At 45.6% G+C, this 15481-nt stretch carries 13 protein-coding genes and 2 tRNA genes; 7 read left to right on the top strand and 8 right to left on the bottom strand.

The window, feature by feature from the left end; translation table 11 throughout:
- Window positions 1–59: 59 nt before the first annotated feature.
- From AC5YB1_RS16940 to cutA, 3 genes are all read right to left on the bottom strand, one after another.
- Window positions 60–1685, bottom strand: coding sequence for a cation:proton antiporter domain-containing protein (locus AC5YB1_RS16940; protein WP_494520112.1), 1626 nt, complete (start codon window positions 1683–1685; stop codon window positions 60–62).
- A 198-nt stretch (window positions 1686–1883) separates the two neighbouring features.
- Window positions 1884–3704 (bottom strand): protein-disulfide reductase DsbD, encoded by a 1821-nt coding sequence (locus AC5YB1_RS16935; RefSeq protein WP_494520111.1) that lies wholly within the window; start codon window positions 3702–3704, stop codon window positions 1884–1886.
- Window positions 3701–4024, bottom strand: coding sequence for a divalent-cation tolerance protein CutA (gene cutA / locus AC5YB1_RS16930; protein WP_494520110.1), 324 nt, complete (start codon window positions 4022–4024; stop codon window positions 3701–3703). Before cutA ends, AC5YB1_RS16935 begins: the two co-directional genes overlap by 4 nt.
- 271 nt (window positions 4025–4295) lie before the next feature.
- On the opposite strand from cutA, the gene AC5YB1_RS16925 reads away from it, so the two are divergent.
- On the top strand, window positions 4296–4877 hold the full coding sequence (locus AC5YB1_RS16925; RefSeq protein WP_494520109.1) for an FxsA family protein: 582 nt from the start codon (window positions 4296–4298) through the stop codon (window positions 4875–4877).
- Here the strand turns inward: AC5YB1_RS16925 and AC5YB1_RS16920 are convergent.
- Window positions 4874–6703: a protein kinase domain-containing protein gene (locus AC5YB1_RS16920; RefSeq protein ID WP_494520108.1), complete on the bottom strand. Its 1830-nt coding sequence runs from the start codon at window positions 6701–6703 to the stop codon at window positions 4874–4876. The genes AC5YB1_RS16925 and AC5YB1_RS16920 overlap by 4 nt on opposite strands.
- A gap of 213 nt (window positions 6704–6916) precedes the next feature.
- Between AC5YB1_RS16920 and AC5YB1_RS16915 the strand changes: the two genes are divergently transcribed.
- Together AC5YB1_RS16915 and AC5YB1_RS16910 are read left to right on the top strand one after the other, a co-directional pair.
- Window positions 6917–7261, top strand: coding sequence for a hypothetical protein (locus tag AC5YB1_RS16915; RefSeq protein ID WP_494520107.1), 345 nt, complete (start codon window positions 6917–6919; stop codon window positions 7259–7261).
- Window positions 7262–7358: 97 nt separating this feature from the next.
- On the top strand, window positions 7359–8018 hold the full coding sequence (locus AC5YB1_RS16910; protein ID WP_494520106.1) for a thiopurine S-methyltransferase: 660 nt from the start codon (window positions 7359–7361) through the stop codon (window positions 8016–8018).
- An 88-nt stretch (window positions 8019–8106) separates the two neighbouring features.
- Here AC5YB1_RS16910 and AC5YB1_RS16905 read toward each other — a convergent pair whose 3' ends face one another.
- Window positions 8107–9114 (bottom strand): porin, encoded by a 1008-nt coding sequence (locus AC5YB1_RS16905; RefSeq protein ID WP_494520105.1) that lies wholly within the window; start codon window positions 9112–9114, stop codon window positions 8107–8109.
- A gap of 605 nt (window positions 9115–9719) precedes the next feature.
- On the opposite strand from AC5YB1_RS16905, the gene tcdA reads away from it, so the two are divergent.
- The gene (gene tcdA, locus AC5YB1_RS16900; RefSeq protein WP_494520104.1) at window positions 9720–10541 is read left to right on the top strand and encodes a tRNA cyclic N6-threonylcarbamoyladenosine(37) synthase TcdA; all 822 of its coding nucleotides are present in this window, start codon (window positions 9720–9722) and stop codon (window positions 10539–10541) included.
- 468 nt (window positions 10542–11009) lie between these two features.
- Window positions 11010–11621, top strand: a complete 612-nt coding sequence (locus AC5YB1_RS16895) for a superinfection exclusion B family protein (protein WP_494520103.1) — start codon at window positions 11010–11012, stop codon at window positions 11619–11621.
- An 82-nt stretch (window positions 11622–11703) separates the two neighbouring features.
- On the opposite strand, the gene AC5YB1_RS16890 is transcribed toward AC5YB1_RS16895, so the two are convergent.
- Window positions 11704–11832, bottom strand: coding sequence for a DUF3149 domain-containing protein (locus tag AC5YB1_RS16890; RefSeq protein ID WP_110455829.1), 129 nt, complete (start codon window positions 11830–11832; stop codon window positions 11704–11706).
- A 315-nt stretch (window positions 11833–12147) separates the two neighbouring features.
- Between AC5YB1_RS16890 and AC5YB1_RS16885 the strand changes: the two genes are divergently transcribed.
- Together AC5YB1_RS16885 and AC5YB1_RS16880 are read left to right on the top strand one after the other, a co-directional pair.
- Window positions 12148–12232 (top strand) — tRNA-Leu (locus AC5YB1_RS16885).
- Window positions 12233–12298: 66 nt separating this feature from the next.
- A tRNA-Leu gene (locus AC5YB1_RS16880) sits at window positions 12299–12385 on the top strand.
- A gap of 126 nt (window positions 12386–12511) precedes the next feature.
- Here the strand turns inward: AC5YB1_RS16880 and AC5YB1_RS16875 are convergent.
- Both AC5YB1_RS16875 and AC5YB1_RS16870 read right to left on the bottom strand, forming a co-directional pair.
- A complete protein-coding gene (locus AC5YB1_RS16875) occupies window positions 12512–13552 on the bottom strand; it encodes a site-2 protease family protein (RefSeq protein WP_475516917.1) in 1041 nt (346 codons plus the stop codon).
- A 172-nt stretch (window positions 13553–13724) separates the two neighbouring features.
- Window positions 13725–15392 carry a flagellar assembly protein A gene (locus AC5YB1_RS16870; protein ID WP_475515793.1) on the bottom strand — a complete coding sequence of 556 codons (1668 nt, stop codon included), beginning with the start codon at window positions 15390–15392 and terminating at the stop codon, window positions 13725–13727.
- Window positions 15393–15481 lie beyond the last annotated feature (89 nt).

Here is a 15481-nt window from a genome sequence, read left to right as displayed (position 1 = left end):
ACTGGCTACCTGTTATCAATGGGATAGCAGGTAGCCAATATCAACCGATGCTTAGATATTTAGCTGGCGTTAGTGGATTCGACAACTATATCCGCGTCGTGTTGCTGGCCCGATTGCAACTCGTGGATAACATGTTCAACAAAACCCGCGCCAGCGGCCTCGTAGAGGTTAAATACACTGTGGACTCCCGCCTCTTTGAGTGAGAGTGCATCTTCACTGTATTGTACAATAGCACTTAACTTACCTTGATAATTTAAACGCTTAAGTTGCTCAACGGCAAACTCATTACCCGTATGTTGGGGCATCGCCAGCAGCACTAATTCTAGGTTCGGCGCGCGATCGAGCTTTTCCCAAAAATCGGTATCGGATGCATCACCTTGCACCACGTTTCGCCCCTCGCTTCGATGAAAATCCACTAACTCCTGTTTATGTTCAATTCCTAAAATTTCGCCTTCAAATTTATTGGCTAGCTCGTCGTAGGCTCCTGAACCTATTCGGCCCATACCTAAGATTAGAAAGCGTGGATTACCGACGCGTATTGGTCTGTCTTCAGGATGCAGTGGATGGCGCTCTAGCTTCTGTAGGCGACTTTGGTACTTTTGATATAAACGGCTGGAAGCGGCGTTTAGCGGAGCGGCAAAGAGGAAGCTAAGGCTTAATGCCACCGCTAAAATCACCATCCAATGGGCCGGTAACCAGCCTTTACTGGTGGCAACAGCGGCCACAATGAGGCCAAACTCACTGTAGTTACCTAGGTTAAATGAGGTCATCAATGAGGTGCGCGAGCGCAGCTTGAAGTAGGTCAATAGATAGAGGAAGAGCACTATCTTAATCGGTATCACCAAGACCAGCAGCGCGGCAACGCCAATATCACTAAAGCTAGGTAATCCATTTAGACCGACAGTTAAGAAGAAGGCGACCAAAAATAGCTCTTTAAAGTAAAATAATGATTTAGCCAGTTCCGATGATTTGGCGTGTCCTGCTAGTAAGATACCAACAACCAAGGCGCCTAAATCCGGTTTTAAACCGACCAATTCAAATAGGCCCGCGCCTACCACTAAGGCCATGACTAGGCCAAAGAGAACCAGCAGCTCGCCGTGACCCACACGGTCGAATGCCTTATAAATAAGTGGTCTAGCAAAGGGTAATAACAGCAAACTCAGCGCCCAGATGGAGGGGATATCACCTTTGGATATAGTCAAAAATGCGACCGCAAAGATATCTTGCATGATCAAAATACCAATAGCGACTCGGCCATAAAGGGATTGCATGTCACCTTTATCTTCGAGTACTTTGACGGCAAAAATGGTACTTGAAAAGCTCAAGGCAAAGGCGAGTAGGGCCAATTGCTCTAGATCTAAGCCACTCAGTTGTTCTAGTCCTATTAAGCCTAGTAGTTTGAGTAGCGGCACCAAAAACAGCATAGAGCCAATTAAATGCAGGCTGGAGCCTGCCCACACTTCCACTTTAAATAAGCTGCGCAGATCCAGCTTTAACCCGATAGCAAATAGCAGTAGCGTGACCCCTAAATTGGCGAGCTGCTCCAACAGTGGCAAGCTGGTTTCATCTAGGCCAAACAAAAACAACATAAAGCCCGCCACTAAATAGCCTATTAAGGGGGGTAATCCGATACGACTAACTAAGATGCCACAGGCTAAGGTAATGATGAGTATGGCGGGTTCCATGTTGCTCCTTGGGGGATGAGGTGTGTTCCATGACACTAAACAGCACTTATAATATAAGATTTAGATTAACAATAAATAAAAAATCACTGTACAGAGCCACTTTTATCCGTGGTAAGACGCTATTGCTTGCTGGCGAATAACAAAAAACCTCCCGAAGGAGGTTTTTAAAAAATAGATATCATCAGTGGCTTATGGCGGTTATTTCTCTAGGACGAGATCGAGGTGACTGGCAAATGCCGCAGGCTTCATAAAACCTGTGACCCGCAGCTCGTCACGCAACTGCCCTTGAGCATCAAACATCAACAGACTAGGAAGGCCTAACACGTCGTAATGTTCTAACAGCTCCACATCGAGTTTATCCATTTTAGTCACATCGGCTTGCAAAAATACCATTTGGGCGAGACGTTGCTGCACAGCGGCGTCTTTAAAGGTGATATTTTCAAACTCTTTACAGGCGACGCACCAATCGGCGTAGAGATCGAGCATCACAGGTTGACCTTGTGCACTGGCGGCCTCAATTTCAATTTGCAGGTCGGCCAGTGACTTGATGGTTTTGTGGCTCACCATATGATTGCTGGTTTGATTGCCGTTATGCGCTTGGAAACCCAGGCTTGTCATGACCGCTTGGAAGCCGTAAGAGAAGCTAGCTAACAGCATCAATAATAGTAATACCGAACGAACGGTTTGCTTCCAGCTAAATTCAGTCAGTTTATTTTGGTGCATCAGGTAACCGGCCAAGCTCACGCCCCACAGTGCCCATAGGACATCCGAGGTGAGCCCGGTCCAGATACGGCCTAGCATGATGATGGACACGGCAATCAGCAGGAAGCCAAAGATGGTTTTTATCACATCCATCCATGCGCCGGCTCTTGGCAGGAGTTTGCCACCTGAGGAGCCAATGATCAGTAGTGGTAAGCCCATGCCCATGCTCAACACATATAGCGCCAAAAAGCCTTGCAGTAGATCGCCAGTCTGCGCCACATACACCAGTGCGCCCGAGAGTGGCGCAGTGGTACAAGGTGAGGCGACTAAACCAGAAATCACGCCCATCAAGAACACGCCAGCAACATTGCCGCCTTTTTGATTATTGGAGAAGCGGTTCATTTTTTCTTGCCAGCTCGAGGGTAGTTTTAAGTCGTATAGACCAAACATGGATAAGCTGAGCACGAAAAACAACATGGCTAATACAATCAATACCGCAGGGTGTTGCAACGCGGCTTGGTATTTCATTCCCGCGGAGGCAACAACAAGGCCAAGTAAGGAGTAGGTGATTGCCATACCTTGAACGTAAACCATCGATAAGCTGAACGCTTTGGCTGTTGATAGTTTTTCACCTTGACCGACAATAATGCCCGACAAAATAGGGTACATGGGGAATACGCAGGGAGTTAATGCGAGGCCAATGCCTAAACCAAAGAAGATGATTAAGGTCCACAGTAGGTTATCGCCCGATAACATCTGGCTTAGTGAATCTTGTTCTGTGATAGGCGTATTAGATGCTGGCGAGTGATTAGCCGCAGTACCAGTCGTGACATTATCGCTTGCCGGTAAGATCCCCTCGTTAGCGGCGACGTCACTCAGCTGTACACTGCGCTTGGTGGGCGGATAACAGAGTTTGCCTTCGGCACAGCCCATAAAGGTTACGCTGAGCGTGCCATTGTTAGCCGCCTGTTTAATGGCCACCGGGATTTCAACGTAAGCGTAATATACTTGCTGCTCGCCAAAATACTCATCGGTATGGGTTTTGCCTTGGGGGAGTTGTATTTCGCCAAGCGTGGCGCCGTCCGCTTCAAACTTAAGTTTGTCGCGATACATATAGTAGCCATCGGCAATCACCCAGCTGAGCTCAAGGCGTTGGTCTTGTTGTTTAAAATCGAATACGAATGCCTCATCCACAGGCATTAGCTTGGGCTCATCCTTTAGAAAATCGAATTTATTGGCGCCGAAAATGCCTTCGCTATGTGCACTGGGGGCAAGCAATAGAAATGAAGCGAGAGCGATGAACAGTAATTTTTTCATATTTGTGTGGTTTCTTTTATCCAATCTAAATAAGCAGCAGAGCCATAAGCTATCTCGGTAGCGATAAGTTCTGGCACATCATAGGGATGCAAAGTTAATATCAGTTCAGCAACTGCATCATAGGCTTGGCTGAGGCATTTGATTTGCAGCGAGATCTCTTGCTCTTCGCAAATGCTGTCCTGCCAAAGGTACACCGACGTCACCGGAGCGGACAGTTGCACACAAGCAGCGAGCTTGGTATCCACTAAAGCGCGCGCGATGGCGATCGCACTGTCTTGGGTTGGGCACGTTGTCATGACTAATAAACAAGTATCATGCATGGTATTATGGTCTTCTTCGGTTGTGATTTTATGTTGTAGTGGTCAATGCTCAGTTTATTACTGACTGGCCGGCACATAACAGCGTCACTCTCAATGGCGGATACTTTACGACTTTTACTGCCTCGTTGCATTAAACGACGCTTAAAATAGTGAGATTATCCCAGCTAATTTGCTCAGGCTTTACCGCTAGGGGTAATTGCCCGACTTGAAAGTAGACCCTTTCACCCCCATTTAGTTTTCAATGAATTAAAAATTATTTAGTGAGGTCAGTGTGTTTTTTATTCTATTAGTGATCTTTGTACTGGTGCCAGTCATTGAGTTAAACGTACTGATCCGTGTCGGTGAAGCCTTAGGCAGTTGGACCACGGTTGGATTAGTCTTATTGACGGCGGTGGTTGGGGTGTCCTTGGTCCGTAGTCAAGGGATCCACACCCTCATGCAGGTGCAACAAAAGCTGGCACGAGGGGAGGCGCCAGGGCAGGAGATTGTCGAAGGGATGATGCTGGCCATTGCTGGTTTGCTCCTGCTGATCCCTGGATTTGTGACTGACTTTATCGGTTTACTGTTGCTGACTCCTATTACGCGTATCCCACTGGCGGGGTTACTCTATAAACGTATGCAATTGAAAGTGCTACGCCAAGGTGGCTTTCACGCCAGTTTTGGTCAAGGCCCTTTTAATCCTCATGACTCAGCCAATGGGCGCTCGCCCTTTGGTGATGATCCCTTTAAAGGGGATAAAGGCAATACTTTCGATGGCGATTATGAACACAAGCAGGATGAGACTGATACTCATCGCCTGGACGATAAACAAGATAGTGCAAAGGATGACGATAAACAGTCTCCGAAACACTAATCATCTGCACCTAGCGCCTTAGGGTTTTTAGGGTAAAAGTGCTCGGGTTTACTGTCGATATGGTTAAAACGGCGAGTATTTTTATAAGGTAATTTCATAAAACCAGAGACCCCTTTGCCCTGTATTTTATCTACATGGCTTAAGATCCTGTCCAAACTGGCGCGAAATGCCGCCTGTTTCCTAGGATTGAGTAAGCGTAAATAGCTGTGAATTTTCATGTGGTTAGGCAGTACTTCGAAAATAATACAGCCAGTGTGATGAATCTGATTTATCCAGCCCAACTCAGTCATAATCGCTTTAGGGAGTTCGAGGTTTTCATCGGGATCGCGGCCATCTTCAAAATATGAGTGTAGCCGCGACTTATCTTCTAATGAGGGCACATCACCCACTTCAAAGGGAAGCTGTTGATCTGGGCTGAGCTTAAAGGGCTGGCTGGTATCGCTGCGCTCAAGATGCAAGGTATCTCGAGCATTAAAGAAGCAGGCCTTAAACACCCCAATGCGACGAATTCCCCGCGCTAAGGTCACCATATTATTCACCGCCCGCACTAATGCTGCTTTTTCCTCACTGTTATAGGTCGCGAGGTTGGAGTCGATATATACGCCAGACTCTTGCCAATGAATCGCCAGTCCGCCGACGATTGAATATTGCCCGACTCGGCCAACGGCGGCGATAAAGCCTTTTTCGGTATCACCCATACCCGCCATAAAGTTGCGATAGTATTTCTCAAGCTGTAGATCGTCCATCTTTGCGATGGGGTCGTCACTATTGTGCTCTTTAAGAAACGATTTACGCGAGCTGTAACTGACAGTTTCGACCTCCTTGCTGCGGGGCAGAGACCATACCGGAATGTCCGGTTTAAGGGCCGGTTGAGGTAACTCCGGTAGATGTAATCGATGGCTATGGGCCATGCTTTTGAGAAAATAGTCGCCAGCTTGATTACGAATTTTGGGGTCGTCACTGAGCATGCCATCTAAAGTGCGGGCAAGCTCAATGGGCAAGCCGATACTGGCGGCGGGGATCACCTTGCTGCCAAAGCGGCTAGCTTGCCCCGAAGCTAAAGCGTATAAGGTGGCTGCAACCCCTTGCTCGTCGAACCTTGGGCTCGACAATGTGCCATTGAGTTGCTCTTCCCCGATGAAATAGACATCCCCCATGCGTGCATTAGTATGTTGTTGATCATTTGAGAGCAGGTCCATCACATTGCCATTAACCGGATTGCCCTCGCCATCACGCTGAGCAAAGACTGCCGAGCCCCAGTCAATTAATGACAGATGCTGGCTGTCAACATCGTAAACTAAGTTAGAAGGTTTAATATCGCCATGGACAAGGGGGCGGCCATGATGCAGATACTGCACGATATTAGCGAGTTGCCGAGCAATGCTCATGATCATCGCCACTGGCAGTGCGCCCCTGCGCAGGCAGAGTTTATCGAGATCTTCTCCAGGAGCCCTTGCCATCACTAAAATGCCCTGTTTGCCCACACGCTCAAATTTAATCATAGGTGGCACATTGGGGTGGGTCACCTGCGATAGCATAAAGGCTTCCTCTTCGAGGCGGTCTTGAATGTGTTGCGGCAGGGTCATGCGTGAAAATTTAAATACGTGAGCATTATGCTGGGCATCAACCCCCGCAAAAACAAAGCCGTAAGCACCTTTACCGACTAACTCTATCTCTTGGTAGCCTAATTTGAATAACTGCTGTTTGCATAGGCGGATCCAGGCTCTATGTTTGCGCGCATCATCGGCCTTGAGCAGATAGATGGATTGCTCTTCAGAGATATAGAAATGCTGTAACTGCGGCGTTGCTGCACTGATATTGGCCATGATGGGTATCGTTAATAATGAATATGTTTTTATAACAAGAACAACGGCAACTGCACAATAGCGAGATTTTTCATACTTGGGACTCCTAACTGATTTTTTCGCTGCTGATGTTGACCTACATCAATTCTGAACCACAGCCATAAAGGTAACCTGAAGCTAATATAATATTAACCGCGTAAATGAAGCGCTATACCCGATAAGTAGGAGGGTGTGATGTCACAACCCGATAAAGCCCTGTTAATAGAGTTATTAGAATACCCTAGAAAACGTATTGTGCAGTCGATGGAGTTAAAGTTTTGCCCTCATGCCGGTTTTTTTAACAGTACGGATATGCAATGTATTCATTGTCATCAGGGAATGGAATGTACTTGGATGAACCATAATGATGAGCTGGTGGCCGTTGAGCAAAAATCGGTGCAAGAGCTAAAACAACAGTTGTTGATCGCAGTCGACTTTATCGATTCGAGCTTAACGCCACATCATTTGTCACGGCGTAACTGTGAGTGTGAAAACTGCGTCTGGCTCAGACGGGTACAAAAGGTATTAAATATTGCCTGATTTTCGTGCGTTTAGTTAAGCTTAGTTTTACACTCGCCAACACTTGGCAGTAGAGTATCCTGCAGATTATTTGTCATGAGTCGCAGTGGAGCAGGATATGCAACCAAGTTTTTGGCACGAAAAGTGGGCATCGCAACAGATAGGCTTTCATCTCGGTGAGGTTAACCCATTATTGATTGAACACTGGCCGCAGTTGAATGTGGCGTCGGGGGCAAGTGTATTTGTGCCCATGTGTGGTAAGAGTTTAGATCTGTGTTATTTGGCAGAACAAGGGCTAGAAGTGGTTGCTTGCGAGCTCAATCAAGATGCCGTTGAGCAGTTTTTCACCGACAATGAATTAAGTGTCGAGGTTCAACCCCTAGGGGAGCATACACGTTATAGCACCGAGCAGGTAACCCTTTATCAAGGTGACCTATTTACCTTACCGACTCATCTGACTGCGCACTGCACTGCCTTTTATGATAGAGCCGCCCTAATTGCGTGGCCCGAGGCGATGCGCCAGCAATATGTTAAGCAGCTAGCCAAGCTTATCGCCCCCCAAAGTATTGGTTTACTCATTACCTTAGATTACCCTCAGGCCGCCCTTAATGGCCCACCATTTGCCGTATCTGACGATTGGGTGATGGCTAATATGAGCGAATACTTCGAGATTGAGCGTTTACGCTGTGATGATGTGCTGGATCAAAACCCCCGCTTTGTTAGCAAACAGGTGCCCTGGTTAACTGAATCAGTGTATCGCTTGGTGAGAAAGGGTTAGGTTATTTATTTCAAGAACCTATAACAAATTGCAAAAAGGCGACCCTAAGGTCGCCTTTTTATCGAACTAGAGTCAGAGACTCAGCCGATTAGAAGTCGTAACGTACACCAACAGTGAATACATCATCATCTTCTAAATCTACTGTCACGCCGCCAGCATTTTTGTAATCACCTTCGTACATAGCATAGTGGCCATATACCAGTGTTGATTTAGCTACGCGGTAGTCGGCACCAACTGTGATAACTTGTACATCGATGTCAGTACCATCTTGAGCTTGTTTAGAGTACTTACCAAAGCCAGCTTCATCTTTACCGTATTCAGCTTTTAGGTTAACGCCATTAAGGTTGTAAGCGACGTTAACGAAGTAAGTGTTGCCATCTTCTGAACCATCAACAACGCTTTCAGAGTTTTGGAATAGACCACCCACTTTGAAATCGCCTAATTTAACTTGAGCTACACCACGGTAGGCATCGATACCAGCAATACCTTTGTTATAAGCTGCAGCGACATAGTAGTTTTGCGCTTTAAACTTCTTGTCACCTACCGTTGCACTAAATGCATACTGCTCTTTATCGCTGGCATGGTTATCTTCCATCAGATAAGTTGCGTTGACGGTGACTAAGTCAGCAATCTTTGGTGAGTAGTACCAGATGCCGTCAGCTACACGTGACTGAGCACCAACTAAACGGTCGATATCGGCGTTACTGTTACCAAATAGGTCGATGCTGCCTTCTGATTGTTTAAATACAGTGTCGTTACGACCTACAAGTACAGTACCAGCGGCGCTCTTAAGGCCTAGGAAAGTGTTACGCGCCTTAAATACATCACCTTTAGATGAAGTGTTCTCTACTTGGAATTCCATTTGGTAAACAACGTCGAAGCCGTCTGCAATCTTCTCGCTACCCTTAACACCTAGGTTGGAAAAGTTGTTTTCTAGAATGGTGCCTTTTTTACCTTCTTGTGTAGTTAGACCCGTGTCTGAGTTTGTCACGGTTAGGTCTAAACGACCGTAAAAGTTAGGGCCATCGGCTAGCGCACCGAATGAAGCCAAAGTGAGTACTGAGGCGATTGATGCAGAGATTAAAGATTTTTTCATGTGTTGTGCTCCCAAGAACTGAGTTCTGTTCCATTTTGTAATGGTTATTAACATCGTTTCCATATTTTGTTACGAGCATCCCTACTCGCAACAAGATGGTCTGCAGTGTACCTTTTTGTGGTTTTAAAATTGTGGCTTAGATCAAACTTTTACCGATTGAGAAAGCTTTTTAGTCAAGTTTTGCAAACAATTTGCTCATCTTGTGTAAAAAGTAATCGCTAGGCGTAAGCCGCATTTGTTCTCCTGCTGACACACTCAAGCGACTAATTAACAAGGTTAATTAAGTTTTTCTGAATAAGTAGCAGCTAACATTGTAGTTTATTTACAGAGTAATGCAGCCTAGTGGTGTGATAATTCTGTTGAACAGTTGTATTTTGATCAACAAAGTGTGTTTTTCTTAGTATCAAGTCGAATAAATGCGGTTGAAAAGGCACCATGTAATACATGGTGAGTAAGAGTTTTGGCTGTGTACGTAGTAAATATAAGGTTAATCGCCTGCATTGAGTTAAGGTTAACTCAGCGTATATTGCACGGGTTTCGTTTTCGCTTTGCTAGGGTTTAGGATAAAATCGACACGTTTTTTAATCTCTATTTTGGAGTACAGCTTGAGCTTGCCAACACATACAGATGCATACTTAAATCGATTCGCCGGCATAGGTCGCCTTTATGGTGCTAAGGCATTAACCCTGTTTGCACAGTCCCATGTGGCAGTGGTGGGAATTGGTGGGGTAGGCACCTGGGCTGCAGAGTCATTAGCACGCAGCGGTATAGGTGAAATTACCTTAATCGATCTCGATGATATCTGCGTGACTAATACCAACAGACAGTTGCATGCACTAAAAGAGACTGTTGGTGAGTCTAAGGTTGCGGTGATGGCAGAGCGTATTCGGCAGATAAACCCTGAGTGTCGAGTTAATGAGGTGGAAGACTTCATCACTCTCGATAATCTTGCTGAGTATTTTAACGGTAAAAAGGCCGGTGGCTCGCTCGATTACGTCATCGATTGTATTGATGCGGTAAAACCTAAGGCGGCGCTTATTGCTTGGTGCAAGCGGCAAAAACTCCCCATCGTTACAGTCGGTGGTGCGGGAGGGCAAACGGACCCCACTCAAATACAGGTAACTGATTTAGCAAAGACCTACCAAGATCCCTTGCTGGCTAAAGTCAGAAATATACTGCGCCGTGAGTACCATTTTTCCAAAAACCTGCAGCGGCGCTTTAGTATTGAAGCCGTGTTCTCGACTGAGCAATTGGTTTATCCTCAAGGTGATGGTAGCGTTTGTAATACCAAGGCGACGGCCGAAGGTAGTATGCGTATGGACTGCGCATCAGGTTTTGGTGCAGTAACGGTAGTGACTGGCACCTTTGGTTTTGTCGCCGTCAGTAGAGTGCTGAGCAAGCTTGCGGCTAAAGCTTATAACAAGTAAAGCCTGCAATATGAGCTGATAAGTGACTGGTCGGTGTTAGTTAGTGGTGACGCAAGCAAACTGGTTTAACTGCGACTGTCAGTATATTGGCTCAAATGATGGCGATTAAGAGCGCCTATCGATGCCAATGGCATCCCATTGTGCGATTCGCCTTTAATGATTGACCCTTGGGTTGCTAGTTGAGCTGCTTAAAGGGATAAGGCATTTGTCTTTGAGTTATAGATCTCTATAAATGATAGATAAGCTCAGATCCAACGGCGTTCTATTTCGCTCACCATCGCATACACTTCATATAAAGCCGATAAAGTACATCTCTTTTAGGCTCTCGCTACATTACGTAATATAGCGTTGAAACCAGTCTATTTTTAGTGAGTTACCTTTATTTTATCTTAGGCGTAATTCAACTCATTTTTGGTATCTAATTTGCATTATTTAACTACTGCAGATTTTTTGACACTGGATAATACAATGGAAAAGTTGAATTTAACTCTTTTTAAACATGCAACGCCAAAGCAAGTGATGTTTAACTTAATCCTATGGCTGACATTAGTTAGTGCGGCTTTGATGTTCGCGCCGCTATCGGTGATTAGTACGCTTAAGTTAGAAGGGTTGGTTAATCAGCACGCACATATTATTGGATTAGGGCTGCTGCTTGGTATGGCTTATCTGTTGATGAAAGTCGCGAACTACTTTATCGACGAGGCGATTACACACCTCAAAGGGAAGCGCACCCTTGAAGTCATTGAAAAGAAGGTGCTGTTACTCGATCCGACGGAGCGGGCATTACTGCGCGAGTTTTTCTTACAAGGTGAAACCATTTTGACCCTGCCTGAAAATGAGGCGGCAGTAAAAAGCTTACTCGAGAGTAATATTTTAGAGTATTTAGGTAATAAGAAACATTATGCAATTCAAGGGCCCACTGCCGATTATAAAATCTCAATGGCAGCAAGGAGTCACCTTAATCGTCAAGTTCTACGCTTGCCGCAAGGTGAGCCTAATCAAGAGCAGATCCAGTTGTTGATGAAAGCTAGACCGCACTTTATTCATAGTATGGTGCCAAGCCGCAAACACGCTGCTTGAGTGATGTTGAGATAAAAAGAGGGGGCGTAAGCCCCCTTTGCATTAGAAATGTGTATTAACACTGAGCCTTAAAAGACCCTATCTATTCTGGTTTTGACTTCGATATAAACAGCCACATGATGTATGACATTATTCCAATGGTGGTGAAGATAACTAACATAGACATTAAACCAATGGGGTTACCGAACATTAAATCTAACCAAAATGCCATTTGAGAAGTCCTCTTTCGCAGATGTTTATAAAGATGTCACAGCTAAATTAGCGCTATTAGATATGCAGTATGCTGATCTTGATCAATTAATGATGCCAAAGCGTTTCTGATCTGCATTAATTTGGTTAAATCTGTGCTGGTGATCGTGTTATTATTTATTCGCAAGGTTGATGTTGGGTTTATCCACTTCCCAGGCGAGTGAAATTTGCTCATTCGATAATTAATCGTGTTCAAAAGACTTGCCATTGGCTAAAGCGAAGGTATAATTCTGTTCACTTGCTAAGGAGATGTTGTTTAGCAAAGTCTATTTGATAAGCCGGAGTGGTGGAATTGGTAGACACGACGGATTCAAAATCCGTTTCCTTCGGGAGTGACGGTTCAAGTCCGTCCTTCGGTACCATTATCAAATACTCTCATAGAGAGATAATTAACCTGCTCTATAGCAGGTTTTTTTGTCGATGACATTGCAGATGTGGTGGAATTGGTAGACACGCTAGCTTCAGGTGCTAGTGGCCTAACGGCCGTGCGAGTTCAAGTCTCGCCATCTGTACCAAATCGCTTGATGAGAGACACTTGCCTGCTTTTTAGCAGGTTTTTTTATGCCTGTAATTTGCTCTTATCATGGCCATGCATAAGAAAGCAGGGCTAGGCCTACTTTCTTATTGCCGATTTCAGTGGCTTAACTTTGTAGTATTTTCAATGGCAGGCCGAGCATGTCGTCGCCGCTACCCGCGAAATACCAGATGATAGCTACCAAGGCCCCAACCGTTAGCAGATACCAAATCGCCGAGAAGAGTTGTCCGTATCTGTCTAATGGCAATAGATGACTCTGATGACGCGTTTTCCATTCAAACACTATCTCCATGCTGCCGATTAAGAGTAAGAAACCCAGTAGTGCTAACCCTAGTGTATAGCTGATAAACACACCCACTGCGGCGCCAGCGATACAGGCCATAAGCCCCAGCGTACTATTCATCGAAAAACTGATGCTTTTAAGAATATGGCCGCCATCTAAGGGTAAAATTGGCAATAGGTTAAATAGGTTTAGTAGTGCGTTAAAGGTGGCTAATCCGGCAAAAAAGATATTGCCAGTGGCCCAGTAAGCCAATAATGCCGCCAGCGACATCAATAGGCCGAAGGTGGGCCCCATGATAGAGATCACCACATCTTGCCAACGGGTATTGATTTTTTCGTCACTAAGCGCCAAGCCGCCCATGAAAGGGATAAGGTAAATCCCTTTTGTTTTCATACCGAAATATTGCATGGCGCGGATATGACCATATTCATGAAACACTAAGCAGGCGATAAGCGCTAAAGCAAATTGCAGCGAAAAGAGCCAAGAGTATGCGGCCACACTGGCACCAGCAAGTACCACCTTGATCACCTTGGCACTCTTAAATAACTTAAATCCCAATGAGCCTAAACCAACCCAGCTAAATTGTGGCTTGGCTGCTATCGGTTGTACCGGTGTTTGTTGTTCTATGTCTTTGCTGTTACGGCTGCCTTGAGTGATGATGTCATCGTCTTTTAATAGGCTGTATTCTAAATGAAAAGGTTGCCATGCTAGGTCAATAGATAGGGTGATTATGATGCTCGGCTGGCCATCAGCTAATGGATTTTTTAGTTCAAACTGATGCTGTTTTAAGCCCTCATTATTGGCAGATGCCGGTAGCGCCGACACTAATTGTCCGCCCCAATACAGTTGTTGCCAGCCCGCCATTGAGCCCTCTAATCTTAGCTCTTTACCTAAACAGTCTATCTTAAGGAGTTCCACGTCATATCTCTTGTTGATTGGGCATCATATGGGCGAATTATGCCTGTAAATATGCTAAATATGAAACAGGTATAACACTAAGTTATACCTGAGAATATTGAGACAGAGATGACACTGGTCAATGACGGCTATAGTCGAAGCTGATCTCATGATTATGATTGTTCACAATGCAGGGGCCATGTTCGCGCTGGGTTCGCTGGTGAGCTGGGCCTATATGCAGCTCAACATTGGCAAAAATATGTTTACTGGCTTCGATCCGATATTGCTGATAATAATCTTCCACTTCTCGTTGCAGTAAGGTGTATTCCACCTCCTCACGGGCGCATTCGGCGGTAATACGATGTTTCTCTTCGAGCATTCCTTTGACTTGTTCAACCATCAACTCATCATCTTGCCAACTGGCTTTTGGTGGCAACTTGTTTAACCTTGACTCAATATTGAGCCTAGCGACCACCATCTGTTTGATACCTTGATCCAGCTGTTTTAATGCCTCTTTCAGCTCACCTAAGTGCATGGCGCAATAGGTTTCTGTTTTGGTGCCCGCGGTGGCACCGATGATCACCGCCTTGATGCCTTTATTCGCTTTGGCTATGCCACCAACTAAATCGCCTCGACGACCATTGGCATCACTGACGGTGAGCCGAGATTGAGTTTCGGTGTGACTGTGCAGCAGTTGTTTGGTGATCAGGATATCTTTGTCGGCCGTAACATTTGAATACTGTACAAATTGTGCCGAGATCTGCCCCTTCGCCTCTAAAGTGGTCGACAGTCGCTCATCTTTTAGCTGGCGGCCGATCACCCCTTTACTGACGGTGATATCCCCTTGCGCAATAAGGTGGGCCGAATCGACAAAGCCCATGACGGTAATATCGCCACTGCTTTTAACGACCATTCCTTCATGGACGTCACCTGTGATTAAGATGCTGCCTTTAAAATCGACATTACCATAACCGATATCGACATCTTTTATTTGCAGTACATCGTCAACCTGCATGCCGTTAGTGGTTTCGACAGGCTGGCCAGCTTTACTGGCGATAAGCGTGTTGTGGCAATCTCTTAAGAAGTGAGTTCCATTGCCAGCGACCATTTTTATATCTTTGCCTATCACTGGGGTGAGCTTTTCGCCGTTGACTTTATAACCCTCAGAGCCATGAGTTGCAGGTGTTTTAATCATTAAAACGTCATTCGGTTTGACCATGATGACCTCACCGAGATTGCGCATATCGACGGTGCCATCTTCGCGCTTTTGTGGCTGCAGTAAACGTTCTCTCGCCAGGGGCACTTTACGTTCAATGCTGGCGTGGACACCGTTAATTGCTGCTTTGCCGTGGGCTATCACTTCGGTGCACTGCTCACCCGGACGCAGCTGGGTTAATTGCTGCAGTGCTGATTGAATTTTTAACTTGCTTAACCCCATACAGATAGCTTGTTGCTTTAATGCGTTAAGAATATTGGGCAAGCTGATCTCCTTGCCACCCCATGCTGCGGTGAGGGTCATTGCAGCGCTCATCTTGTCTTCGGCAAGCTTAAATTCAAGCTTGCCATCACGGCGCTCTGCAATGTTAAACAGTTGGGGGCTGTGGCCGTCATCTTGATCGATAAGTTGGTTGACTTGTATGACGGCTTTATCGATAACAGGTTTCAGTGGATATAGCTGACAAAATTCGCTCAACGAAAGTAGTTGGTTAATCATCTCGACGGAAATGGGGCCGTGGATAGCCGGGGTCACTTTGAGTTGAGCTAATGTACCATCACTGCTTAGTTCGATTAGTTCAGGGGACAGCATAAGTGTTTCCACAAGTTGACTCTTATTATTAGTCACTCGAGTATAACAGCATAAAGTTTAGCCAATGAAGCCTTAATTTGCTAAGTGTT

The organism is Shewanella sp. 433 (assembly GCF_059338565.1).
The sequence above is the reverse complement of the archived record's forward strand: the minus strand, read 5'-3'. Positions and strand labels throughout refer to the sequence as shown.

What these genes read in the sequence shown, in the direction of transcription:
- AC5YB1_RS16940 (WP_494520112.1), bottom strand. Translation starts at nt 1,685, where the DNA reads ATGGAACCCGCCATACTCATCATTACCTTAGCCTGTGGCATCTTAGTT.
- AC5YB1_RS16935 (WP_494520111.1), bottom strand. Translation starts at nt 3,704, where the DNA reads ATGAAAAAATTACTGTTCATCGCTCTCGCTTCATTTCTATTGCTTGCC.
- cutA (WP_494520110.1), bottom strand. Translation starts at nt 4,024, where the DNA reads ATGCATGATACTTGTTTATTAGTCATGACAACGTGCCCAACCCAAGAC.
- AC5YB1_RS16920 (WP_494520108.1), bottom strand. Translation starts at nt 6,703, where the DNA reads ATGGCCAATATCAGTGCAGCAACGCCGCAGTTACAGCATTTCTATATC.
- AC5YB1_RS16915 (WP_494520107.1), top strand. Translation starts at nt 6,917, where the DNA reads ATGTCACAACCCGATAAAGCCCTGTTAATAGAGTTATTAGAATACCCT.
- AC5YB1_RS16910 (WP_494520106.1), top strand. Translation starts at nt 7,359, where the DNA reads ATGCAACCAAGTTTTTGGCACGAAAAGTGGGCATCGCAACAGATAGGC.
- AC5YB1_RS16905 (WP_494520105.1), bottom strand. Translation starts at nt 9,114, where the DNA reads ATGAAAAAATCTTTAATCTCTGCATCAATCGCCTCAGTACTCACTTTG.
- AC5YB1_RS16895 (WP_494520103.1), top strand. Translation starts at nt 11,010, where the DNA reads ATGGAAAAGTTGAATTTAACTCTTTTTAAACATGCAACGCCAAAGCAA.
- AC5YB1_RS16890 (WP_110455829.1), bottom strand. Translation starts at nt 11,832, where the DNA reads ATGGCATTTTGGTTAGATTTAATGTTCGGTAACCCCATTGGTTTAATG.
- AC5YB1_RS16875 (WP_475516917.1), bottom strand. Translation starts at nt 13,552, where the DNA reads ATGGCGGGCTGGCAACAACTGTATTGGGGCGGACAATTAGTGTCGGCG.
- AC5YB1_RS16870 (WP_475515793.1), bottom strand. Translation starts at nt 15,392, where the DNA reads ATGCTGTCCCCTGAACTAATCGAACTAAGCAGTGATGGTACATTAGCT.